This window comes from Candidatus Cybelea sp. (assembly GCA_036489315.1).
GTDB lineage: Bacteria > Vulcanimicrobiota > Vulcanimicrobiia > Vulcanimicrobiales > Vulcanimicrobiaceae > Cybelea.
The window spans coordinates 83001-104540 of record DASXFZ010000059.1; the positions used below are offsets into that span (position 1 = coordinate 83001).

At 59.4% G+C, this 21540-nt stretch carries 22 protein-coding genes and 1 tRNA gene; 7 read left to right on the forward strand and 16 right to left on the reverse strand.

Going from position 1 to position 21540, the window contains the following annotated elements:
• The first annotated feature begins 10 nt into the window (after nt 1–10).
• The 3 genes from VGG51_13410 (at nt 11) to VGG51_13420 (ending at nt 1936) form a co-directional block, all read left to right on the forward strand.
• The gene (locus tag VGG51_13410; protein HEY1884028.1) at nt 11–508 is read left to right on the forward strand and encodes a hypothetical protein; all 498 of its coding nucleotides are present in this window, start codon (nt 11–13) and stop codon (nt 506–508) included.
• Between the two features lie 4 nt (nt 509–512).
• Nucleotides 513–839, forward strand: a complete 327-nt coding sequence (locus tag VGG51_13415) for a hypothetical protein (protein HEY1884029.1) — start codon at nt 513–515, stop codon at nt 837–839.
• Nucleotides 840–1024: 185 nt separating this feature from the next.
• Nucleotides 1025–1936, forward strand: coding sequence for an SMP-30/gluconolactonase/LRE family protein (locus VGG51_13420; protein ID HEY1884030.1), 912 nt, complete (start codon nt 1025–1027; stop codon nt 1934–1936).
• A 107-nt stretch (nt 1937–2043) separates the two neighbouring features.
• On the opposite strand, the gene VGG51_13425 is transcribed toward VGG51_13420, so the two are convergent.
• From VGG51_13425 to VGG51_13435, 3 genes are all read right to left on the reverse strand, one after another.
• Nucleotides 2044–2131, reverse strand: a tRNA-Ser gene (locus VGG51_13425).
• A 63-nt stretch (nt 2132–2194) separates the two neighbouring features.
• Nucleotides 2195–3367 carry a site-specific integrase gene (locus tag VGG51_13430; protein ID HEY1884031.1) on the reverse strand — a complete coding sequence of 391 codons (1173 nt, stop codon included), beginning with the start codon at nt 3365–3367 and terminating at the stop codon, nt 2195–2197.
• 9 nt (nt 3368–3376) lie between these two features.
• On the reverse strand, nt 3377–3673 hold the full coding sequence (locus VGG51_13435; protein HEY1884032.1) for a helix-turn-helix domain-containing protein: 297 nt from the start codon (nt 3671–3673) through the stop codon (nt 3377–3379).
• 244 nt (nt 3674–3917) lie between these two features.
• On the opposite strand from VGG51_13435, the gene VGG51_13440 reads away from it, so the two are divergent.
• Entirely contained in the window at nt 3918–4211 is a 294-nt protein-coding gene (locus VGG51_13440) for a transposase (protein ID HEY1884033.1), read from the forward strand.
• Between the two features lie 1749 nt (nt 4212–5960).
• Here the strand turns inward: VGG51_13440 and VGG51_13445 are convergent.
• Both VGG51_13445 and VGG51_13450 read right to left on the reverse strand, forming a co-directional pair.
• A complete protein-coding gene (locus VGG51_13445; protein ID HEY1884034.1) occupies nt 5961–6344 on the reverse strand; it encodes a hypothetical protein in 384 nt (127 codons plus the stop codon).
• Between the two features lie 186 nt (nt 6345–6530).
• Nucleotides 6531–7874 carry a hypothetical protein gene (locus tag VGG51_13450; GenBank protein HEY1884035.1) on the reverse strand — a complete coding sequence of 448 codons (1344 nt, stop codon included), beginning with the start codon at nt 7872–7874 and terminating at the stop codon, nt 6531–6533.
• Nucleotides 7875–8373: 499 nt separating this feature from the next.
• Between VGG51_13450 and VGG51_13455 the strand changes: the two genes are divergently transcribed.
• Nucleotides 8374–9219, forward strand: a complete 846-nt coding sequence (locus VGG51_13455) for a hypothetical protein (GenBank protein HEY1884036.1) — start codon at nt 8374–8376, stop codon at nt 9217–9219.
• Nucleotides 9220–9391: 172 nt separating this feature from the next.
• Here VGG51_13455 and VGG51_13460 read toward each other — a convergent pair whose 3' ends face one another.
• The 5 genes from VGG51_13460 to VGG51_13480 all read right to left on the reverse strand — a co-directional run bounded on the left by VGG51_13460 (nt 9392) and on the right by VGG51_13480 (nt 14014).
• Nucleotides 9392–9898, reverse strand: coding sequence for a hypothetical protein (locus VGG51_13460; GenBank protein ID HEY1884037.1), 507 nt, complete (start codon nt 9896–9898; stop codon nt 9392–9394).
• A gap of 846 nt (nt 9899–10744) precedes the next feature.
• A complete protein-coding gene (locus tag VGG51_13465) occupies nt 10745–10987 on the reverse strand; it encodes a hypothetical protein (GenBank protein ID HEY1884038.1) in 243 nt (80 codons plus the stop codon).
• A gap of 27 nt (nt 10988–11014) precedes the next feature.
• A complete protein-coding gene (locus VGG51_13470; protein ID HEY1884039.1) occupies nt 11015–12211 on the reverse strand; it encodes a YncE family protein in 1197 nt (398 codons plus the stop codon).
• 18 nt (nt 12212–12229) lie between these two features.
• The gene (locus VGG51_13475; GenBank protein ID HEY1884040.1) at nt 12230–12604 is read right to left on the reverse strand and encodes a DUF305 domain-containing protein; all 375 of its coding nucleotides are present in this window, start codon (nt 12602–12604) and stop codon (nt 12230–12232) included.
• Between the two features lie 336 nt (nt 12605–12940).
• Nucleotides 12941–14014, reverse strand: a complete 1074-nt coding sequence (locus VGG51_13480; protein HEY1884041.1) for a LysR substrate-binding domain-containing protein — start codon at nt 14012–14014, stop codon at nt 12941–12943.
• An 85-nt stretch (nt 14015–14099) separates the two neighbouring features.
• On the opposite strand from VGG51_13480, the gene VGG51_13485 reads away from it, so the two are divergent.
• Nucleotides 14100–15194 carry a hypothetical protein gene (locus VGG51_13485; GenBank protein ID HEY1884042.1) on the forward strand — a complete coding sequence of 365 codons (1095 nt, stop codon included), beginning with the start codon at nt 14100–14102 and terminating at the stop codon, nt 15192–15194.
• A 19-nt stretch (nt 15195–15213) separates the two neighbouring features.
• Here VGG51_13485 and VGG51_13490 read toward each other — a convergent pair whose 3' ends face one another.
• The 5 genes from VGG51_13490 to VGG51_13510 form a co-directional block, all read right to left on the reverse strand.
• Complete coding sequence (locus tag VGG51_13490; GenBank protein ID HEY1884043.1) at nt 15214–16182, reverse strand: NHL repeat-containing protein; 969 nt, start codon at nt 16180–16182, stop codon at nt 15214–15216.
• Nucleotides 16179–17420, reverse strand: a complete 1242-nt coding sequence (locus VGG51_13495) for an alkaline phosphatase family protein (GenBank protein ID HEY1884044.1) — start codon at nt 17418–17420, stop codon at nt 16179–16181. Before VGG51_13495 ends, VGG51_13490 begins: the two co-directional genes overlap by 4 nt.
• 220 nt (nt 17421–17640) lie before the next feature.
• Complete coding sequence (locus VGG51_13500) at nt 17641–17838, reverse strand: hypothetical protein (protein ID HEY1884045.1); 198 nt, start codon at nt 17836–17838, stop codon at nt 17641–17643.
• 84 nt (nt 17839–17922) lie between these two features.
• Nucleotides 17923–18543, reverse strand: coding sequence for a tetratricopeptide repeat protein (locus VGG51_13505; protein HEY1884046.1), 621 nt, complete (start codon nt 18541–18543; stop codon nt 17923–17925).
• A gap of 57 nt (nt 18544–18600) precedes the next feature.
• On the reverse strand, nt 18601–18918 hold the full coding sequence (locus tag VGG51_13510; protein HEY1884047.1) for a hypothetical protein: 318 nt from the start codon (nt 18916–18918) through the stop codon (nt 18601–18603).
• 596 nt (nt 18919–19514) lie between these two features.
• Here VGG51_13510 and VGG51_13515 point away from each other — a divergent pair.
• Nucleotides 19515–19826 (forward strand): hypothetical protein, encoded by a 312-nt coding sequence (locus tag VGG51_13515; protein ID HEY1884048.1) that lies wholly within the window; start codon nt 19515–19517, stop codon nt 19824–19826.
• Here VGG51_13515 and VGG51_13520 read toward each other — a convergent pair.
• Nucleotides 19823–21397 carry an NHL repeat-containing protein gene (locus VGG51_13520; GenBank protein HEY1884049.1) on the reverse strand — a complete coding sequence of 525 codons (1575 nt, stop codon included), beginning with the start codon at nt 21395–21397 and terminating at the stop codon, nt 19823–19825. The two genes, VGG51_13515 and VGG51_13520, sit on opposite strands and share 4 nt — an antisense overlap.
• Between the last annotated feature and the right edge of the window lie 143 nt (nt 21398–21540).

Sequence of the window (21540 nt, forward strand, 5' to 3'; positions counted from 1 at the left end):
TTCCCACACTGTGGACCTGATTTGGAGTCTCGGAGCGCGGTACTGCGCGCGCCAGCACGCGCACGCTTTCATCTGGCTATGGTGCCTGCTTTTGGCGCTCGCGGCCGTGGCCCTGATCGTACGCCGGCGCGGAAGGAGCTTCGCGGCGGCCGTTCTTCTACTGCTTGCCGTCTGCACCGCACCGCTCGGCGCCGCGATCTTCTACGCGTGCTCCGCTTCGGCACCATACTCGCTGGGACTCGGTGCGCCGGACATCTCCGCCGCGCGCCTCACCGCGCTTACGTGTTTGGGCCAGAGCGCCTCGACCTCGGCCGTTCTCTGGACGGTGGTCGCGCTATCGTGCAGTGCGGCACTAGGATCGATCGCGTGGGGACGGGTGCTCGGCAGGACCGCGGCAGTTCGCGCTCTCTGCTACATCGCCGCGGCGCTGTTACTGCTTCTCGCCGCTACCGTCGGCTTCGCTTGGTTTTTCGATAACTCTTGGTGCTCGTTGCGCCGGTTGTTTTAGCTCGATGACACACGAATACACCATCGTCCTCCTCGCCATGGGCCACGCGGAGATGGCCGTCGCCCAGGACCTAGCGGCGCGATACTGCCCGCACAGCAAAGCAGTCTTTTCGTTGAGGCTGTGGGCGATTTTTGCAGGGTTCGTCGCGGCCGTACTCGTGCTCTTCTGGGCGGCAAACCGTTACCCGAAGCGGTCGCTGAGCCGAACGCAGCTCTATGTCGCCGCGGGAGCTTTGCTGCTCTTCGCGATCGGCGCCGGCGCGCTCGTTCTTTATGGACTATCCGGTTGCAGCGGCACGGCCGCTGAAGGCCTCATCTGGGATTGGCCATAGCATTGGACGTGTAGAGGGTTCGGCTCATCGCAGCGAGCAATTCGACCGCTCTCTACATAACCCCCGATGCGCCGACTGGCGCGCCCTACAGGAGATGCCTCATGCGATCTCGGTTCGTTTTACCCGCTGGCGCGCTCGTCGTGCCCTTCTTGGCAGCCTGCGCGTCTCAATCTGCGACGACACCCATGCAAGCGGCGCAGGGCGCGCGCGTGCAGTCGGTCCGAGCGGACGTCCGATTCGGCTTGACTCCGAAGCAGATCGAGTCGGCCGACGCGCAACGCGGCGCGGGCTACCTCCATAAGTCCAAACGCAAGGCAACGCTGTTCGTTTCGGACCTCGATGCTGACACCATCCGTCTCTTCCCGGCGAATAAGAAGAATCCGACGCAAAAGGGTGCCATTACTACCGGCATCGATCTGCCGGTCAACGACGCGGTGGATCTCCACGGAACGGTCTACGTTGCCAATAACGGGAACAGCACGGTCACCGAGTACCCCTTCGGTAAGACGAGTCCGAGCGTGACGCTGAGCGGAGCGCAACTCGTTTTTCCCAATGGCATCGCGGTCGATAAAAAGGATACGGTTTACGTGACCAGCGGCGCGACCGCCGGATCGTGCTACGTCCTGGTCTATCCCAAAGGCGCCTCGACGCCGAGCGAACAGATTAACGGATTCGACCTCCCGGTGGGCCTCGCGGTCGACAAAAAAGGCAACCTTTACGTTGCCGATGCACTTCAAAATGTTGTTTGGGAAGTACCCCACGGTTCGACGACGCCACGTAATCTCGGCCTAAGCGGCTTAGACGATCCGACCGGCCTTGCGTTCGATTCGAGCAACAGTCTCTGGGTAACCAATAACCTAAGCAACACGGTGCTCGGCTTCCACCTCGGCAAAACGTCGGCGTTCGCCACCATCACGAATGGACTTTCGGGCCCCTACTCGATCGCATTCGAGAAAACCGGAACGCTCTTCGTGGGTAACAGCCTGCACTATCCAGGTGACGTCGCGGGTTACAAGAGCGGCAAGACGACGCCGTTCGAATCGATAAGCGTTCCGAACCCGGCCGGCCTTGCGGTGTACCCTAAGTCCAAGGACTAGTGTGTGGGGGGCTCCAGCCCGATGCCTGATTTGCAAACGTAAAGGCGCTGCCGCATAGCCGGCAGCGCCTTTACGTCCTCACAACCCCCAAGCGAGGCGAAGTAATCAGGAGAGGGAGGGATTCGAACCCTCGAAACGTTCATCACGTTCTGCGGTTTTCAAGACCGCCGCCTTCAACCACTCGGCCACCTCTCCGCGCACCGCAAGCGCAGGTTTATGCGGAATTTCCGCACGATCGCCTAGATCGACGACGGCGGTCTAAGGCGATTTGGTAACATTTGGTAACGAACTCTCCGACCCTTTCCGGTTTCGGAGCAACGAGCGGGACAGTTTGCTGACTGCTTCGCGCCCCAGACCTTCTACGGGGCGAGCGTAGAAGGACAGCGTCGTGTTAGCTGTGCTGTGTCCCAGCAATAGCTGCACCTCTTTGACGGGCCTTCCATCCGCGAGCGTAAGCGTGGCGAATGCATGCCGTATATCGTGGAAACGGAAGCCGCGTAGTCCGGCCACCGCCGCGATTGCGCGAAACTGTTTACTGAAAGTATCGGGCGGCCACGGCGCTCCGTCTGCGTTGCAGAACACCAGATCGTTGTCCGTATAGGGTTTGGCGACGCGTTGGCGTTCGTGTTCCTGGTACGTTTTGTGAGCTGATAGGATGGCGACCCCTTCACGCGAGAGCGGTATGAGCCGTCGCGACTTTCCCTTCGGCGGCTTGAACCGCACACCAAGTCGGCGCGTCTGTTCCAGCGCTTCGGTGATGTACAGTGAGCCCCGCGTGTCTAGACGCACATTTCGCCAACGAAGCGCCAACAGTTCACCGCGTCGCAGACCCGTCACTGCAGCAAGCGCCACCGGGACGGCCAGGCGGGTGCGCTGCGCGGTGCGGATCAGGGTACGCATCTGATCAGAGCTGACCGGCGTCAACTCGTGCATGTCGACGCGGGGAGCCTTCAGTTGACCGACCACATTTTCTTTGAGCTTTCGTCTGCGCACGGCATCGGCAAAAGCCGTATGAAGCACGCGGTGCACATGCAGGCAAGTGCGTTGCGAGAGGCCCTTGGCACGAAGCCGGCTATAGATCATTTCGATGTGATCGGAAGTGACCCGTCCGAGTTGAATCCCTCCTATCACGGGGATTACGTGCTTGCGCAGGAGCGACGCATACCGTTCGTGAGTCTTCGCAGCCAGAGAATGGCTCACGGACTCGAGCCAGCCGGCCACGTATTCTCCAGTATTGAGCGCGACGGGCTTGGATTCGAGCCCTTCGTCGATACGTCGGAGCAACTCGCGCTTGCGAGCTTCCGCCTCAGCCTTTGGCATCCGGCCAATCCGAATATTGCGCTGCCTGCGCTTTTCGTCCGGTGCAACAGGCACATCATAAAGCAAATACCAAGCCTTGGTCTTGCCTCGCTGGTACAGATGACCTTCCACGGGATTCCTTTACGCCTTTCCGTGGTTCAAGGCGGCGGTCACGTCGGTCTGCTCCGCGGAAACATGAAAAACCTCTTTGAGCGCCGCCTTGGCAATTCGGATCCGTCGCGGACCCAGGCGAACGGCTGGAAGCAGCCCGGCTTGAATGACGGCGTAGACACCATTGCGCGGGACGCGGACCAGAACCGAGGCCTCTTCGACCGTCAAAATCTCTGGCGCGTCTTCCCATGTCAGCGACCGCGGCTTCGACTTCATTGAATAGACCCGATCCGTCAAGCGAGTTGTCAATGCGACTACGGTGCTCATAAATAAAGGCTCCTGATCCTAGGAACCTTTCAATCGACATTTCGCCCGCATTATAATGCGAACGAAAGCCGACCGCATGGCCGCAACACAATTATCCCGCGATCTACGCACTTGCGTCAAGCGGCGAGCCGCTCGGCCTGCGAGTGCGCTAGCGTGCGACTTCCACGAGTCCCTCTGACCTGAGGTGGCAAAACGGCTCAAGTTGAAACTGTGAGTTCCGGGCTTCGGCCCAAGGAGAATTCACGTGAAGAAAAGTCGCTTCACCGAGGCGCAAATCGTCGGAATACTCAAGGAGCTCGATGCCGGCACAGCTGCTACCGAACTCGCGCGACGGCACGGCATTCATGCCAATACCATCCGCCTGTGGCGTGATAAGTACGCCGGCCTGGAGACCAGCGATCTGGCGCGGCTCAAACAACTCGAGGCCGAGAGCGCGCGCAAAGACCGGGTGATCGCACGACTGACGATGGAGGTCGACGCGGTCCGGGAGCTGATCGCAAAAAACGGCTGGACCCCTCGCGGCGAAAAGAAGCGGTGAGGGCCTTGCAAGAGTCCGGATTCTCCCAAGTGCGAGCCTGCGCGATCGTCGGACAGCCGCGCCGAACGCTGCGCTACCGCGGCAAGCCCAAGGACGACAGCGCGATCGCTGAGCGAACGCAGAAGCTGGCACAGGAGCGTCCGCGGTGGGGTTGGCGCCGGCTGCTGATCATGATTCGGCGCGATGAGATCGAGGTCGGCGAGTTTCGATTTCGACGGATCTACCGGAGTCTGGCGCTGCAAGTGCGTCCGCGCAAGAAGCGCAAGGTGCGTTATATCCGTGGCAACGTTGCTCCGGCCGTTTCGCGACCCGATGAACGTTGGTCGATCGATTTTATCCAGGATCGCTTAGCTAACGGTCGAAATGTCCGAGCGACTGCTGTCGTCGACGACTTCACCCGCGGGTTTCTAACTCTGGAGGTTGGCTTTTCGTTTGGCAGCCACGACGTCATCCGGTGCTTTGAAGATCTGGCCTTTGAACGAGGACACGATGCAGAGTGCAATGACGGTACACTAGGCAGGCAGCAATGGCCATTGACGATGACGATGGATCAGGATGGAAACACACTGGCCACAATGTCGATAAGTCTGTGGGCCAATGGCCCGATACACAATGGAAGAGGGGTAGTACACCTCCGGATACAGACCGAACGAGCATTCCGGTCGCCTGTTCCCGATACAGACCTGACTGGAACTTTTTGTCCGGTTCGAAGGCCCCCGACGGCGCCTATAAGCCGTCGTATATATCCTAGAGCGAGTACAGATCGAGGTCCAAGTCGAGCGATAGAGCGGACATGCGCCGAGCCGTTTCCGCGCTTAGGTGCAACCACGGACACTCCATGGGCGCATCTTCCCCGCGCCAGTATAATCGCACCGAAAGCGAAAGTTCGCACGAATACTGCTCCATGAATGCTGAGGCTTCTGGCCCGCGACTTTCCAAACAACTGAGCAGAGCATCTATGTGCGGGAGTAACACCTGATCTTGTATGCTTTCCTCGATGGTGTAGCAGACTGCGTCGTGCTTCACGGCTCGATGCTGCTGTGACGGCGATACTGGATCACCGGCGCGCCAGACTTTAAATGGCTTTTCGATTGAGAGAGCCTCTTGCGCACGATGGAAGTCGAGTGGCGCGTCCTTGTCTGCAATAAGCTTTAGCCGCAGTGTTACTTCGAAAGGAGGTATCTGTGGTAGGAAAGTCATTTCCGGGCGCCCTTCTGTCGGAGAGATTACGTTCCTTTTTATCGCCATGCCTAAGGCCGCATGTGGCCATGGAGACCCAGAACATGACCCCGGAACAAACAACAGAACTACAACAGGCTCTGGACGGACCCCGGCTCGGAGTAGCTGGGTCGCGTGACTGTGCCGCCGGTCGTGAAACCGCACCTGCGGAATCTCGCCCCGCTTCACGCCTGCCGCGAACCACCTCGATACGCTGTCCGGTTTGAGCGGCTTGCCGTCGCCAGAGTAGAACACAACTCGAGGCTCCTATCGTATGCTTCCTTCAAGGGAATCGTTAGCGTTCAGCTTGGCCTTGTGACTCTTGAGCCTAGGCGATCACCTACGAGCCTAAGGTCACCGTTCGATGGTCCTTTCGGGTTTTCGGTTCCTTGAACTCCGAAATACACTCCAAGTAAAGGATGTGTGGACGGTTGCCGCGGTTGCCGACGTAAACGCCGGCCGAACACCTTGACGTGGTGGCTCTAGCCTCGAGCGACTAGAGCCTTATTCAAAAACGATGGGCGCGATACGTTAGCGAACGAAACGCCGTCCCCAATATGCGCGGCGATAAGGGCGCGAATACGGACGACCTGCCCAATATGCGCGGCGTCCATATACGGCCGGATAGGGCGCGTAGCCGTAGCCTCCGCCAACGTAGCCGTAGCCAACGCCAACGCTAACGCCGTAGCCGTACGGATAGCCGTAGCCGGGGCGATAGGCGTACCCGTAGCCATTGCGGTAACCGTAGGAGCGGGATCCGCCTCCGTAGTAACGGTTGCCTGGGAGAACGCGGGCAGTCGTGGCCACTCGCGCGGTTCCACCGGAGACGTGAGCCGCCGATGCCGGCGCCGCCGCGCCGAGTAACCATCCTGCGCCCAGAGCGCATGCCAGTAAGGCGTTATGAAGTTTCATCATGCTTTTATTTCTAGCACCGTTGAGGCGAAAGTTCTCGTCAGTACCAATTAAAACTTCCTGCGAAAAAGATGAGACGTTGGAAGGCTTGCAACGAGATCGGCGTTAGAAGGCCCCGCTGCTCAGTCTGCGCCGGCGTACCGCGAGGTTCCGTTGCTGCTGCGGCTCTGTACCGCGGTTAGGCGGTAGTTACCCCTGCGCTATGCAATGCGCTGCCTGCTTTCGCCGAGTCAAAGACCATTCGCCGATTGCGTAAATTGGCGCCGAGTCGACGATGATTTCGCCGATACCGCCAAGGTTCGTCCCGTGCAATCTCGCTGTGTATCGCACACGTCCACCATTCGGACCGCGTGCGTCAATAAAGGTTAGCGTTCGTCGGTGGAGATGCGGGGACGCATCAGCAAATGTGATGGTGTCGGGTCTGCCGCCAAAATCCACAACGCCCTTAACCGCAAGAGGTTTTTCGCAGATTGTGAGCCTCATCGTTGCTGGATACGGATACACCGAGTTCCGGCCAACCCACTCCCCATTCAAGCTTCCAGGGTCCAAGACGCGCCCGGCTAGGAGGACCGGCAATCCGGCCGGAGGCGGTTGGCGCTCGGCGCCACTGGCAACCCACAGCCTCGCGTCCCAAGCGAGTTTTTGCAGAAGCAGAGCCGATGTGGACTCGATGTCGGCAAGCAGCACGTTACTCTGCCGGTTGACGCCTCCTGAGTCGAAGTCTACTGCGTTGCCCAGGACGGTGGAGACGGCACCCTCCGGATTTACTTTGTTCAAGTACGTGACGAATACGGCGGCCGCCAAATAGGACCCAGCGGCGGTGGGATGACTGCCATCGGGGAGATACAGTGCCGGCGATAGGGCATTTTTCGACGCGCTCCTCCAAGCGTAGCCGACGGGCACGATCGAAATTTGTTGCTTCAGACCGAAGCTTTGATAGGCCCACCGCACAAACTCCGCGTCTCGCGGATTCATATCTCGGGGAGTCCACGGCAGGAACAGAACCGGGACGGAGCGCGCGGCTCGTATCCTATCAGCGAGCTTGCGACCATAAATAAAGAGCTCTCTAGCATCCCGAACGTGAGACTTGCCGTTCACCAGGTATACTTGGCCGAAGGTCGTTTGGTCTTGAAGCACTACGAAGGTCCAATGATGCGCCTGTAATTGCCTTACGACGTCGCCAGTTTTCCAGTGCTCTCTCAACGATTCGCCACCCGAGGCGACCATCGCAACGGTCACGCAGCCGCCCTTGCTGTTGGCAATCGCCCTGTATATGGCCGGCAAGTTGTTTACGTACGTGAGACTATCGCCAACAAAAAGGACGCTCGTGCAGTCGGAGGTAGCGAGGGTTCGCGCCCCGGCGATCAACGGGAATGACCCGATGGCCGTAAAGCAAACGATCGTCGCAAAGAAGATAGGCACCGTCGGTGACCGCATCAAAAACAAACTCCCAGCATAATCAATAGAAATCAAGCCATTCGAGTGAGGGTTATCTGCGTTTTTCGGTGCGATGAAAGCGACGGAAACACTCACCTTGCCCTTCCACAAATATTGTACAATGTTGCGCGGTCTTGCTGTCAAGGAACGCTGCCTAAGGCAAAAGGACTCCGGCTCTCGTACCGAAGCGCTTTTCTTTTGATCCGCGGAACGAACGGTACACGCTCGCGAGAGTCTTGAGCGATCGCCGGCGTTCCTTTACCTTCGTATCAGACGGTCGATCGCGAGTAGTTCAGCCGATTGTCGCCATGGCTCACCGGCACCGGAGGCTACCGCTTGCCAAAGTGGAAGAAACGAGCGGCAAATATATATGACCTGAAACTTACGACCGTTTCTACTCAGAAAAGGAGTGACTAAAATGAATACAACTGGTCTCGCCAAGTACACCAGCGCCTTGGTTGCCCTCTCGATATGTTCGGCGTGTAGCGGCGGCTCGGCGGGCGCTCCGTCCACCGCTGCGCTCAATGGTGGATCCCCGGGTAGCGTGCTCTCACTAAACGGAAGGCCGCTAACGGCAGCAATCACGCCAAGACCAATGCCTCGCTATGCGACGTTCGTTCCTGACCGGCATAAGAAGTCCAAGACATTCGAATACATTATCAATGACTACGGCAGCTACGCCAGCATTTTCGACTATCCGAAGAGCGTCCACGAGATCGGTATGATCAATAACGTCGGAGGCCAAGGGTGTACGAACGTCCTCTACGGCTATGGGAAGAAGACGTTCTGGATCGTCGCGGGCGAAGACCAGATCGAGGAATTCAAGGTGCCCCAGAAACTGATCAAGACGCTCTCTATCCCCGACTCCTTCCCAACCAGCTGCGCCATGGATACCAACGGCGATCTCGCAGTCGGAATCTATGAGGGGTCGGCGAGTGCCGGTGGCGGCGACGTCGTCATCTTCAAGAAAGCGGGCGGTCCGGGTACGGTTTACTCCACACCCCTGGACGAGGAGTTCTTCGACGGCTACGACAGCCAGGGCAATCTCTTCGCCGACGGCTTTACCGGCGACCGCTCAGGCTTTGCGCTCGTCGAGCTCCCGAAGGGCAGCACGAAATTCGTGACGATCAAAACGAGCAACGCAGTGCAGTTCCCCGGCTCAGTGCAGTGGGACGGCACCTACCTTACCGTCTTCGATCAGGTAGCGAATGCGATGTATCAGTATAAGGTCAGCGGAACAACGGCGATGTTGAAATCCACGATACCGTTCACGGGTTCCAGCGACTGCGCCCAGACGTGGCTCGTTCCAGGCCTTGTGTACTGCGGAGATGCGGGTAACGACGACGGTGAGGTGTTCAAGTACCCGGCTGGCGGCTCACCGATTGCGACGTTTACCGGCGCTTTCGATACGCCGCTCGGCGTGGTGGCAGCAAAGAAATAATCGGCGTTCCCTTTTTTGGGCAGCGGCGTCAGAATTGAAGAGCACTGGCATTTGAGTATGCCAGTGCTCCGACGTTGGCTAGTGGTGCCGCGCTGTGGCAAGCGCCGAGACCGAGGATACCGCGATCTCTCCCTAGATGTAAAGTGGTCTGAAGCCGCTGCTCTGCGAGGCCTTATGGACTCGTCATTTGCATGTACTTGAACAAGATTCCAACCTGTGTCAAAGTCGATGTCGCTCCATTCGTCCAGTTCCACATGTATGGTCCAAAGTTGAACCACGGTTTTGCCCCGCACGAAAACGTTTTGCCGCTTCCGCTAGCAAACTGAACACCATTATGCCATGCACGGATCTTTCCGGTCCCCGTTAACGAGATCAGTGCGGTAATCTTCCACGTATCGGTTGCGCCTTCGACGTAAGGCAACGTTTCAGTTCCGTTGCCGCTTTGAAGGTACCAGGTTTGTCCGTTTGCGCCGCCGGCCAAGTTTTGAATGCCGAGTACCGTAACCGGCGATAAACCGCAGGCGTAGTCATGAATCTGCCAGACCAAACGCTGCGTGAATTTACCAGAATCGATTCCCATGTGCGTAACGGTCTGAAAGTTCCACGTATATGTTTGACCTGCGTTTAGTAAATATACACCGGAACCGCCATTGCCGATGGGATTCAACTGATTGCGCATGCAACCGGCAGCCTTGACCAACAAAAAATTAGCGGATGCAGCCGTCGGGTACGTAGCGACTCCGCATTGCCCAGTATTGGCAGTGATTGACGGATCGCCGATTTGCCACAAAGGACCCGTAGGGGACGCTGCTGTCTCCTGTGACTGCACCAGGCCTAGAAGTATCGCTAGTAGGTGCATCCCTTTGCTCCTTATGCAGATAGAAAGTAGCGTCTTTGCGACGCGGACTTGGCTGGCCTGTTAGGCTTCCTTCACGGTTGGGTCGGGGTCACGCCCTAATACTTTCTTCATAATGCGCTGCTAGAGTGCAGCACTATGCATCGAACGCTCGCCGTTTTTGCAATTGCAGCGGCCCTGACGGCGTGTCAGGCCCGCGATGTCGCTTCGGTGCCGAGCTCCCAGGGAACCGGCTCCGCATCGTTCTCGTTCGCTCAACCGCTCGGGCAGAGGCTGCCGGCGCGCGCCGCCAAGAGCGTCAACTGGCCGCAGTATTGCTTCAACGACGACCGCACCGGCGTAAATCCTCATGAGGCGGTTTTGAACGCCCGAAACGTTCCGTCTCTGCAGGTTTCGTGGGCGGCGAACAGCCCTACGCCGGCGTTGTTCACGAGCGCGTCGACGTGCCCGAAGTGCTCGATGCCAGCATGGATTGCGCTGGAGATGCTTCTATGTTCCTGGACGTCCAGACGAGCTACGAACACGCCGGGCATTCGCGCTAGGTCGAGGCCCGCGTCCGGCTTGCGCATCGTCGCAACAACGCCCCATCCGTTGTTTGCAAAATGAATGACGGTTTGCCTTCCAAGGCCGGACGAAGCACCCGTAATAAGGACGACTCTCTGTATCGGTTCATGGCGCTTGAACCTGTACGGCCGCGCCGAGGTTGGTCATTGTACCGGGGGCAATCACAAAATATCGGCGCGGATATTTGTCTTCGCCGTGCACGATTTGACGAATCGGGCCGGTCGTGTTGACGATCTGGGAACCGGCTGCGTTCGTCATGAATGCCGAGAGAGGCTCGAGCGTTCCACCACCGTCGGTCTGACGCGAGAGGGCGAGAACGTAGTGCTGCATCGGCTGGAGACCCGTCACTGCGGCTTCGAGGATCTGGACGATTCCTTAATCGAAGAGCGCTACGCTGGTCGGCGGCTTCCCGTTTACGGCGCTCCCGTTGCCGCGTGCGGCCAGTGCGAAGTGCGTCGCTTGCGCGGCAAGCCCAAGGGACTGGAGGCCTTCCGTGCCGGTTCCGCTGGGCACCGCATCCGGCACATAAACTACCGCTTGCGCTGCCTGTCCGATAGGGCTTGTCGCGATGACCCTATTCGTCAAGGTGTCGATCGCGGTCATTCGATCCCCGTTTTCCAGTCCAACGTAGACTCGAGTCCCATCGCCGGACGGCCAGATCCCGTGCGGCAAGCTACCGACGGGGATGGTGGCCACTTGAGTGAAGTCGCTCGTACGAAAGACCTTTACCTCGTTGAGGCCGCCTATCGTCACGTAGGCAAACTGGCCGTTCGCGTTGCGTACGATATTAACATGATTCGTGATTGGGCCGGTCGTGAGCGTCTTGAGCACCGTAAACGGCGGCTGCGCATCGAACACTTCTACCTTGCCCGTGTCCTTGAGTGTGAACCAAACCTGCTTGCCGTCGGGAGTTGCCGCGATGTTTGGACAAAACGGGCTCGCTTGAGGAACGCGGCCAACGATTCGGTGGTCGGCAACGCTAACGACTACGGTTTCGGGGTTGAAGGAAGAGCACACGTAGCAATACTTGCCGTCGGGTGAGAAGGTCGGCATTCCGGGACCATTCGGAACGATAATCCGCAGCTTCTCCTTGTAGGTTTGGGCGTCGAGGACGGAGACGTAATTCTCCCCGCGTACGGTTACCCATACTTCGGATCCATCGGGAGTATAAAACGGCTCGTGCGGCGAGCGGCCCACGTAGGTGATGTGTTTGACCGTATTGGTTCCCGTGTCGATAAATGCGACGGAGTTGGAACCGATGGAAACGACCGCAATCGTACGATGGTCGGGCGAGAGTCCCATCCCGTGCACGAGCAGCTGCCCCTTGTAAAGCGGGCTGTAGTTCCCCGGCTGCGGATCGCCGAGTCGAATCACGCCGAGGAGCTTATTGTCCACGGGGTCCGTGACCGAGATGGTATTTGAAAACTGTTCGGCCGAATAGACGCGGTCACGATGGCTCACCGGGGTATCCGGACCAGCGTTTGGGAACGGCGCTTGCCCCGCCAGTGCGGGCGCTGCACCGAGCAGAACCGAGACGACCGGCGCGGCTGCGGAAAACAAATTGAAACGCATTTTTCTTACCTCCTATAGCTAGCGCTGATCGGGTGCCGGCGCGGACGGAGGCAACGGTTCTCCGGCCGCGACGCGCATTGCCGCGATCTCTTGTTGTTGAGTCACGATGATCTCTTGAGCGATCCGCCGGAGTTTATCGTTGTCCCCGTAGCGCAGTTCCGCTTCAGCCATTTCTATTGCGCCCTGATGATGCGGCACCATGGATGCGACGAAGTCGTCATCGACGCTTCCCGAAGGCTTAATAGTCATCCCAGCCATCATTCTAGCCATGGACTTTTCAACTTGAGCGAGAAACAGCGAGTCCGTAGAAGCCGCGGCGACCGGTATCGTCACGTTAAGAACAGCTGCGCAGAGTAACGGCGCCGCCAGCGCGGCTTTCAGCTTGTCGTTCATTTTCGGTCTCCTTTGCACGAGGACGAGTAGTTGTCGGCATATCGGCCCCCATTATAAGCCCGCAGATGGTCCGCTCCATCTGGGTCTGGCTTATGGATCCATAAGCAGGGTCTCGCTATAAGGAAAGCTATGAACGATTAAGCCGGAAGCTGATGACCTCGTTCCGGCGTGAGGCTATACTCGCTAACGCTCAGCTCGCTCTTCGGAGTCTTAACCGATCCTAGAGATCGGGGATCAGTATCCACGACGTTCGGTGTTTGTCTAGGTGCATTTCGCCCTCAACGACGCCACCAATGTGGTCGACGTCGGCACGTTCAGCCCAAACGTCGCGATCGATCACTTTTTGGTCCTTCCAACTACCGACGCAGCTTCGTGTAGCGTTGCATCCGTAGCGTTCGCCGACGCGAAGTCATGAAACGGCATGTTCTGGCTTTTAATAGCCGTAATGAACGCTTCGCCCAGCGGCGTTGGCGAAGTGTCCCTGCGGCGTACCACGCTAAACTTCCGCTCGATGGCCGGCGTTGCGAAGCGCAGTTCGCAAATCGCGCCGCCCGCAAGGTCGGCCTCGACCGAAATTCTTGATAGCCATGCGATGCCGATCCCGTACGCGACCGCACTTCTTATGGTCTCGTTCGTGCCAAAGAGGAGGGTCCGCTTAAAGTGGAAGTCTTGGGAAGCAAGTGCCGTAAGAACGACACGTCTGGTGCCTGAACCGTCCTCTCGCACGAGCAGCGTTTCGTCGCTCACATCCTCGGGCCGCGAGAGCTCGCCGCGCAAGCGGTGAGCGGCATGCGCTATGCAGGTCAGGCGATCGGTGGCAAACGGCGCGGTGACTAATTCGGGACGGTCGACGTCGCCCTCCACAACACCGAGGTCGACAAGATCGTCGGCTACCATCTGCGCAACGTCGTGCGTATTGCCGACGCGCAGCTCGACCACCGCGTCGGGTCGCCCCCGCTGCAACTGGTTTACGGCACCAGGAAGGAGATGGACGCTCGTCGTCAAGCTGGCGCCGATCGTAAGGCGGCCATCGGTACCAGCTTTGTGCTGCAGGGCGACGCGGCCCGCCCGAAAGCGCTCCACTGCAATACGGCGTCCGATCTCCGCCAGCTTGAGCCCCATCGGCGTGAGGCTGATCGAGCGCCCTTTGTGATCCACGATCGGCAAGCCGGCGACATCCTCGATCTCGTGAATTTGTTGCGATATCGAAGGCTGTGAAACGCCAAGTGCCTCCGCAGCTCGGGTGAAACTTCCATATTTTGCGAGGGCAGATAACGTCATGAGGTGCGTGACGTTAAACAGGGGCGCTTCGTCGGAATGTCTCTCCAAATTGCGACCTCCGATTGTAGGATCGATCCTCACGCAAAAGGGTGAAGGCAAGGCTATTCGGTACCCGCCACTCAGCTCCATCGTGGTAGCCGGGGGCCGGGACCCGGAAGGGGCTCGGTGTCCTTGCTAGGGCGCGGGCCTTCGCCCGGTCGAAACCGCCGTGGCCATGCGATTGATACTCTTGACGGCCGTCTTGATTGGTATTTCTCCGATCGTGTCCGGCTGCGGCGGCAGCATCCCGGCCCCAGCGGGTGCGCCAACCAATCTCGCCGCGACGAACGAGCCCGCGCTTTCGGGCAAAACACAACGACCGTTTGCCTATGTCGCGCAGACGTGTCCGTCGAGCTCTCCCTGCCCGTCGCCGAATGGAATGGTGCAGATGTTAGGCGGCCCGACGATTACCGCAGATATCGAAAACCCCACAACGCTAGCTCTCGATGGTTCCGGCAATCTCTATGTCGGCAACTCGCTTGCGTCAAACGAGGGTGACGTCAGCGTGTACGGGCCAAAGAGCGTGAAACCGCAGCGAATTCTAAGCGGCATCGTGGGCGTTCCGCACGGGCTCGTTGCCGATGCTGCCGGACGCTTATTCGTGGTCGCTCAATATCGTTCGGGCTGTTGTCAATTGGAAGGCAGCGGCGCCGTCTATGCAGCCGGCGCCACGAAACCCAAGCAGCGGCTCAAAGGCCTCAGCGGCTTTGCCCATTCACCCGTACTCGACAAATCCGGACACCTCTACGTAGGGAACTTCGACGTGTTCCCCGGTTGGGTGAGCGTCTACCCGCGCGGGCGGCACGTGCCGTCGCGCGTCATCAACGACGGGATCGGCCTCCCGGTCCAGTTGGCGATCGCTCCAAACGGCGATCTCGTCGTCGCCAACGGGCTCTTCAGCGGCGGTTCTAACGTGGTGGTGTATCCACGCGGAAAGAGCACTCCGTCACTGACGATTGCGGGCATTAATAGCGTGAGCGCCCTTGCCATCGACGCCGACGGCAACCTTTACGTCGGCAACGGCGGAAGCAAGAAGACGAAAGCATCGATTACGGTCTATCGCAAGGGGCAAACAACGCTCTGGCGCTCGATTCACACCGGGTTCGTCTATCCAGGGGCGCTCGCGTTCGACGGATTGGGCCGGCTCTACGTCGCAAACGTTCCAAGAAAGGGAACGAACACAATTGTCGTCTTTGCTGCCGGCGCTTCGACGCCAATGCGGACGTACACCCTGAAGGGTCAGTTCGCCGCGCTCGCCGTACCGCGTTAGCGCGATCGACCGAATCGGGTCACGTGCGCCGCTTGCAACGGCACCTTTTTCCTCGACTGGTCGATGAGCCGCCGACGGCGGCGCCGTACGCGCTCTGCAACCCGCTCGTAAACGTATCGACAAGCGATCCCCCGGGATAGGTGTACTCTTCAATCGCATGATTCGCCGTATCGCTTACGACGACGTCGCCCTCATCGTTCACAAACTGCAGGAGCTGCGGCGATCCCGTAGCTCCAAAGCTTTGCGACGGCGATTTTTTACCGGGCGGGAAGACTTCAATCGAGGGAATCGATCCGACGGCGACGATCAGATTTCCCGCTTTATCGACGAGCAGCCCCGCCGCAAAAAAGTGACCGCCGGATCCAAATGCAAGGTCTAGATCCGTTCCGTCTTTCGACCCAGGCGAATATTCATAGACGGCCGGGTTCGAATAGAAGTTTTGGTACGTAACATAGAGGTTCTCGTTAGCGTCAAGAGCTAACGCCGTTGGGTAGCACGAACACTGTTGGTGGATCGATAGCGATGGCTTGCTGCCACCCCCAAGAAATTCCACGATGGAGTCGCCGAAGGTGTAATAGTTGGCGACGTAGACCGTTCCTTTGGAATCCACCGCCACGTCGACCGGGCCCGACAGGCCCTGGGATAACGTCGTTACCGGCGAGGAGCCGCCTGGATGATACTCCGTAACCGTGTTGTTCCCGGCGTTTGCTACGTACAAGTTGCCGGCAGCGTCTGTGGCCATTCCGGCCGGAACGTCGATGCCGTTAGTAATCGTCGCGATAGGCGGTTGGTTGGATCCCGAGAGCTGGAAGGCGACGACTTTGTTCGCAATGGAGTCCGAAACGTAGAGTGTGCTTGAGGAGGTTGCGCGCCGCGACGACGCGGTACGCTGCGACGATGCGGGAAACGGCGGCGAAACACCGGCGCGAGGCGTGCAAGCGGTAATTAATACCGCGATCGCGAGCAGGGCTACAATCGAATGCTTCATTGATTGTCGGGCTCGCCCGTTCCATGGTGCGCGATGAGGTATTGCGCCGGATACGGCGCCGGAATCTCCGTGAACGCGCGCGGCTTCCGGGAAAAGTCGAAGCAGCTCGTCGGCGCGGCGGCGCGTGCATCGGTCTGACCCAAGGAGGGCAGATCGAAGCGGCTCTCGATGATTTTCAGGAGGCTGCCGAACTCGTACTGAGTGTGGTCCACGTAGTTCGATTTGGCGTACGGAGAGATGCAGAGCAACGGCACCCGAACCCCGAGGCCGTCCCAGTCGAGTTGCGGGGGGGCCACGCCGTCGTACCAGCCGCCCCAGTCGTCCCAGACCACGAAGATTGCGGTAGACGGCCAGAACCCGCTCTCACCAATCGTATTGACGATCGACGCGACCCAAGATGGTCCGAGTTTGCTGTCGCTTCCGGCATGATCCGATAGCTTGTCCGACGGAATAACCCACGTCACGTCGGCCAGCTTTCCTTTCTTTACGTCTCGCAGGATTTGCGTCTCGGGCGAAACGACGTCTTTCTTCCAATCGGGGCCCTCGCGAATATCCTTGATGGCGTCGAAACCGTCCCAGGAGTATGAAGTAAGGCAGTGGACCTTGGGGCAGTACCGGGGTGAGTACGAGCGCCACGACAGGCCGGCGGCATCCAGCTCGTCGGCGATCGATTTGTACGTGAAGCAGGGAAAAGCGACACCGACCGGCAGACCCCCTTGCGGCGAAGTCGCGGCGCCATTCATGATACCGACGCGGAAGTCTGGGTTGCCGTCGCAGCCCCACGGCTCGTAGTTGGGTAAGTAATAGGCCCCTCCCGCTTGTCCGGCGATCAGGTACTGGTGCGCAACGAAACTCCCGTCCAGCTGCGATGCGAACATTTTATCGCCAAGTGCATATTGCTGGGCCAACTTCCAATACGGGGCTACGTCTTTCTCGCGAACGAACGAGTATTGCGTATCCTTGCCGCCCGCGCTTGACTCGTGGCAAAAGCCGTCCATTTTCCCGTAGTCGACGGCCGTTTTTGCATCCTGAAAGGCATGCGAGATGTCCCAACCCGTTGCCAGCGGTACTTGGCTCAAGGTTATCGTTTGACCGTCGCAAGCGCCGGTTTTCGAGGTTGCGGCGTTCGGAAAACCCTCGAACAAGTTGTTGAAACTCCGGTTTTCCTGAATGACGATCACGATGTGATCGATCTTCGATAGCCCGCCGGAACTCGCCGGATTGGCCGTGACTCTCATTGGGGTCGAATAGGATATCAACGCGGATAGCGCGAGGAAAGCCGTCACTGCGAGTCGAGGATTCGCGATCTTCGGCATGCTAGCTCCAATAGCGTTATCTAATTTGAAGACCACCCTACGGCAAAATGCACGGCGAATCCCGTCGCGGTCCAGTTCGGCGCGCGAAGCATCACGGCAGCGGTTCGGCCCGCTCGACGGGCGTCGGTGACGAAAAGCGCGTCTACTTGATCGCCTTGAGGCTGCGCAGCAATAGCGGCTCTGGAGCGCCCGCACGCGAGCCTGCTCGTCGCCGCATATGCTGCTGGAAAAAGGATGCCGCGAACAACAGCGCCACCGGCAGCGCAAGAACCACAACCGTTAACGTGAACATGAGCGTCTCGGCGCCATAGCCATTCCCTGGTGAAGCAAAAAGCGACATCTTAGAGCTATTGTATGGAAACCGGCGCACCAAAACGTACCGGGCAGCCTCGCATTAGGGCTTGAGACCCAGGCCGCGCCGAGGCTACGCAGCGATGTCGCAGAGAATCTCTTTGAAGTCGGACCGGCTTTCGATCGACGAAAACAGCGGTAGGAGCGGCAGCAGCAGGAGTGCCGGATCGCGCTGTGCATAAGCATCGCGCAGCAGCCAGAGCGCCTCATCCTCGCGTCCGCCGTTCGCCGCCCCCAATGCAAGGTTCCAAGAGCTTATGTAGCGTCGCTGGCCGAGCGCTTGAAGCTTGGCATAGGTTTGAGCGGCCTTCTCCTTTTCGCCTAGCCTCGCGTAAGCACAGACGAGCATCGGCAAACGGTAGACGGCGTCTTCAGACGAGTCTGCGCCGTGTGTGGAAATCTCCTCGACTGCGCGATCGGGATCTCCCCCGATAATATAGGCAAGCGCGAGGAAGCGGCGCGCGATGAAGAAATCCGGATCGATCGTTAGGATCTTGGAAATAGACGAGATCGCTTCGGCGACCTTGCCGGAGTGCAGCGCGACGCGAGCCTCGAGCAGCTGCAGCAGCAGCGAAGCCGGCTCGATCATGAGTGCCTCGCGCGCCTGGAGCGCCGCTTTGTCGAATTCACCCCGGTAGAGGTAGTACCAGGCCGCATTGTTGCACGCGTAGGCCAGCCGCGGATCGAACGTCAAGGCGGCATCGAGCGAGGCCCACGATTTCAGCCAATCCCAGTCACTGAAGAGCTGGATTTACGACAGCGCCGCAAGCGCCGGCGGCGAGCGAGGGTCGAGTTCGATTGCCCGCTCGATGCTTCGGCGCGCCAGCAGCATAGCAGACGAGGCGGGGACGTGCCAATATTCCGCTAACAGCGCCCATGCCCGGCCCAGCCCGACCATCGCGGGCACAAAAGCGTCTTCAATTTGCAGGGCGGCTTCGAAGGAACACACCGCCGCTTGGAGTGCCGGCGCCGTACGGCGATCGAGCAAATAACTTCCGCTGCAGTAGTGCTGCAGTGTCTGCGGACTCTGCGCTTCGACGCGCCCCGAGGCGGGCGCCGATCGAAGCAATGCCTCCGTCTCGCTCGAAACGACACTTCCCGGGGCGCCAAAGCGGTATCCGCGACGTGGGATCGTCAAGATATAACTGCCCGAACCGCGTTCTTCCTCAAGGAGTTCGCGCAGCAGGTAGATGTGCTGCGTGAGATTCGCATCGGTGACACCGTCGGCGCCCCAGACACGTTGTGCGAGCGACTCCCGATCGACCAGCTCGCCATCGGCTTCAATCCAAGATCGTGCAAATGCGCGAACACGACGTCGACGTTGCCGCCCACCCGGCCATTTTCCAGCTGTCTGGTCCCGCGGAGCCGCGACAATAAGCGACCGAGCGCAAGACAGTCCAGCCTCGAAGATAAGACGGGATGCTTTTCGGATTCATGAAAAGATGACTTTAGTCACCTTTAGAGAAAAGCAGATTGGGTCCGCGGCTCCGCCTCGAGGAAGCCGCAATAAACCTGGAGGTGAAATGAGCGCACTTTTCAGAGAACAACAGGGCTGGCTGCAGCTAGGAGAACTCGCCATCCCCTTTTCGTTTCCGGTTCGCGTCGCGGAGGTAGAGGAGCCCGAGGCTGAACCAGCCGCTGCCGCCGCCTAGCAAAGGACCATTCGTGGTCGATCACCCCGCCTTTGGCAAGGTTACCTTTGTTTTCGACGACGCGCGCGGCGAGAGCGGATTTGCGGCAACCGAGGGTTTCGTGTACTTTAGCGTCCGCTATCCCAGCTTTAGCTTTAGCTTTGCGCGCATCGGCGAGATTTACGTCGCGTCAGAGCTCAACGATATGACAAGGCAGCAGCATCAGGGCCGTTGGCGAACGATCTCCGAGATTGCGCCGTCGGCCTTTCGCTCCTTCGCCCTCTCAACGGCAAAACAGCTCGCTCGTCTACACGGGCGAACAGCGCACAAGATGACGGGCAACTAAGGCAGCTTCGGCAGCCCCAGCATCGGCGTTTTGACCGGCCCCGCGATGCCGACGAACACGACGAGTCCGTCGCCCCCTGGGTTGGTCTGAATCGGAACCGGCAGCCAATTGTTGCAGACCCACGCATTGCCCGAAGCGTCGATCGTAACGCCAGTCTGACGCTGGAGCAGGCCGCTGGCAAAGCCTTGTCGCGGCGAGAGAGGATCGCCCGTCCTCGCGCCGGCGGCACACCCTTTGTGCCGAACGCCGCACAGTTCGGAGAGCCGGGGCCGAACGCCGGAGAAGTCCGCGACCCAAACGTTATCGTTGCCGTCAACGGCGATGCCCCACGGGTGACGGACGCCGCCCCCGGTAAACCCATTGGGCGAGAGCGGCGTTCCTTCGGCATCGAGCGCGGTTACGGAGTTGCCGGTGCTATTGGAGATCCAGAGATTTCCGCGGCTATCCAACGCGTCTCCGAGCGGACGCTTTATCCCGCCGGAGGTAAACGGCGAACCCCGCAGGGGCCGTCCGTCTGGGCGAAGCGCAACGACCGAATCGTTGCCGGAGCTTGTGATCCATGCGTCGCCTCGCGCGTCGATCGCTATCGCAAAGGGACTCTTCAGGCCAACGTGCCCGATACTGCGCGCGCGGCTCGGATCCGCGCCAGGGTATTGCGTAACGCTCGTTCCGCCGTAGTTGGCGATCCAAAGATTACTCGCTTGATCGAACGTCGTCGCTTGCGGGCGGCTGATGTCGCCCTGCGTAAAGCCGGTCCGATTTGGCGAAACCGGGCGTCCGGAGGGGTCGTACTCGCTCACGCTGTTAGCGGCCGGCTTGTTTTTACAACCCTTGCCCGAAAACCCAAAGTTTCCGACCCAGAGGTTCGCCGCCGGATCGACCACCATGCCCCAGCCGGCGCCGTCGACGCCGCCCCCGCTGAAGGGCGCGCCCGGAGCATCGCTACCGGTTGGAGTGAGTTCGAGCAACTGCTTTCCACCGCAGGTCGGAACGCTGTGATCGCTCTTGAACGCGTAGTTGTTATTTGACCAGGCATTCCCGGCTGCGTCGATCGCGACAAGCCCGGGGCCATCGAACTCCTTCCCGTTACCGACGTACTTTAATGCTAAGAACCACGCGCTCGGAGCGGCAGCAATAGCCGGCTCGTAGCCGCGGTTGCGCCGCGAAAGTGCAAAGAGTTTCGTGACGCTGCGAGCGGGGTTTGGGACGATCGAATGAATCGCGGCAAGCGTCGTACTCCGGCGGCCGGTGAGTTGGAAGAGCTCACGGCAGCCATCGGAGGCCGCGCTGCCGGAGGCCGTGCAGACGGCCAGCGCGTTCGCCAGTGCATTCAAGCGCTCGAGACCGTCGCAGTTGCCGGGCTGCGACGGCCCCGCGCGACACGTTTGTTTCCCGGGCCAAAAAGCGGCCGGCGTTCCCGCAGTCGTCGCCAGATTCGCCAGCGCGATCCGCGCTGCATTGTCGATTCCGGCTCGATTGGTGCCGGATGCTCCCACCTCGGCGCCGGACGAATCGGCGAACTGCGCGAGAGCGAACTCGTCGGCGACCGTCGTGAACTCGTTGACGGCCAATGCGCTAGTGTAGTGAGTTAGAAGTTCGTTCGCAAACCTTTACCACTTTATCCAGGATCATGTCGGCGGTAGCGGTCCACACGAACGGTTTGGGGTTCTTGTTACGTTGTCGGACGTAGGCGGGGATTTCCCGCTCGAGTTGC

Bases quoted from the DNA above. Each gene is read 5' to 3' on its own strand.
- VGG51_13500 (HEY1884045.1), bottom strand. From the start codon at position 17,838: ATGTCGCTTTTTGCTTCACCAGGGAATGGCTATGGCGCCGAGACGCTC.
- VGG51_13460 (HEY1884037.1), bottom strand. From the start codon at position 9,898: ATGCGCAATCAGTTGAATCCCATCGGCAATGGCGGTTCCGGTGTATAT.
- VGG51_13455 (HEY1884036.1), top strand. From the start codon at position 8,374: ATGCCTCGCTATGCGACGTTCGTTCCTGACCGGCATAAGAAGTCCAAG.
- VGG51_13495 (HEY1884044.1), bottom strand. From the start codon at position 17,420: ATGAGAGTCACGGCCAATCCGGCGAGTTCCGGCGGGCTATCGAAGATC.
- VGG51_13445 (HEY1884034.1), bottom strand. From the start codon at position 6,344: ATGATGAAACTTCATAACGCCTTACTGGCATGCGCTCTGGGCGCAGGA.
- VGG51_13415 (HEY1884029.1), top strand. From the start codon at position 513: ATGACACACGAATACACCATCGTCCTCCTCGCCATGGGCCACGCGGAG.
- VGG51_13485 (HEY1884042.1), top strand. From the start codon at position 14,100: ATGCGATTGATACTCTTGACGGCCGTCTTGATTGGTATTTCTCCGATC.
- VGG51_13420 (HEY1884030.1), top strand. From the start codon at position 1,025: ATGCAAGCGGCGCAGGGCGCGCGCGTGCAGTCGGTCCGAGCGGACGTC.
- VGG51_13480 (HEY1884041.1), bottom strand. From the start codon at position 14,014: ATGGAGCTGAGTGGCGGGTACCGAATAGCCTTGCCTTCACCCTTTTGC.
- VGG51_13475 (HEY1884040.1), bottom strand. From the start codon at position 12,604: ATGAACGACAAGCTGAAAGCCGCGCTGGCGGCGCCGTTACTCTGCGCA.
- VGG51_13470 (HEY1884039.1), bottom strand. From the start codon at position 12,211: ATGCGTTTCAATTTGTTTTCCGCAGCCGCGCCGGTCGTCTCGGTTCTG.
- VGG51_13490 (HEY1884043.1), bottom strand. From the start codon at position 16,182: ATGAAGCATTCGATTGTAGCCCTGCTCGCGATCGCGGTATTAATTACC.
- VGG51_13435 (HEY1884032.1), bottom strand. From the start codon at position 3,673: ATGAGCACCGTAGTCGCATTGACAACTCGCTTGACGGATCGGGTCTAT.